The sequence below is a fragment of the Cupriavidus sp. HPC(L) genome (assembly GCF_000307735.3).
Lineage (GTDB): Bacteria > Pseudomonadota > Gammaproteobacteria > Burkholderiales > Burkholderiaceae > Cupriavidus.
Window position 1 is genome coordinate 1 of record NZ_AMPR02000409.1, and the last position, 1,051, is coordinate 1,051.

Here is a 1,051-nt window from a genome sequence, read left to right on the forward strand (position 1 = left end):
GAACTTGCCGGTGTGCGAGGTCAGCAGCGTCGGCGCGGTGATATAGCCCATCGACGTCTGCATCGGATCGGGCTGGCCGCGATTGGCACCGCCGCGGCCACCTTCCTTGTTGAACCGCGGCAGGCCGTCCATGCCGGTCGCCATCGGCCGGCCCTCGATCGCGGCCTGCTCGCGCTGCTTGCGGCCGCCGACCTTGGTCGCACCCTTCGGCGCGCCTGCCTGCTTGGCCGGCGCCTTCAGGCCGATCGCGGCCATCATCGCGCGCACCTCCTCGGGCTCGAGCTCCTGCCAGCGGCCGCGCTTCAGGCCCCTCGGCAGCAGGAACTGGCCATAGCGGGTACGGATCAGCCGCGACACGGTCAGGCCGACCGCCTCGAACATGCGGCGCACCTCGCGGTTGCGGCCTTCGGTCAGCGCCACGTGATACCAGTGGTTGACCCCTTCGCCGCCGCCATCGACGATGCGCAGGAAGTTGGCCTGGCCATCGTCGAGCTGGATGCCGTGCAGCAGGCGCTGGCGATCCGCTTCGGCGAGCTCGCCCAGCGTGCGCACCGCGTATTCGCGCTCGACGCCGTAGCGCGGGTGCATGAAGCGGTTGGCGATATCGCCGGACGTCGTGAAGATCAGCAGGCCTTCGGTGTTGAAGTCCAGCCGGCCCACGGCGACCCATTTGGCGGTCTTCAGGCGCGGCAGGCTGTCGAACACGGTCGGGCGGCCTTCCGGATCCGACTGGCTGACGATCTCGCCCGACGGCTTGTGATACAGCAGCACGCGCGGGGGCTTGGTGGTCACACGGCGATGGATCAGCTTGCCGTTGACGCGGACCTGGTCGGTCGGCAGGATCCGCTGCCCGATATGCGCAGGCAACCCGTTGACCGACACGCGGCCCTGCAGGATCAGCTCTTCCATTTCACGGCGCGAACCGAGGCCGCCTTCGGCCAGCACCTTGTGCAGCTTGGGCGCGTCGTCCTCGGCGGACAGTTCGCGCACCGGCTTGGCCTTGCGCGCCGGGCCCGCCGCGCCGCCGTCGGCGTCGTACTGGCCCGAGATC

1 protein-coding gene is annotated in these 1,051 nt (G+C 69.7%); it reads right to left on the reverse strand.

Translation table 11 applies throughout. The features are described 5' to 3' along the window. Positions 1–1,051 (reverse strand): 23S rRNA pseudouridine(2605) synthase RluB (rluB, locus tag B551_RS18535; protein WP_043441303.1); only part of this gene is annotated, 1,051 nt, incomplete at both ends.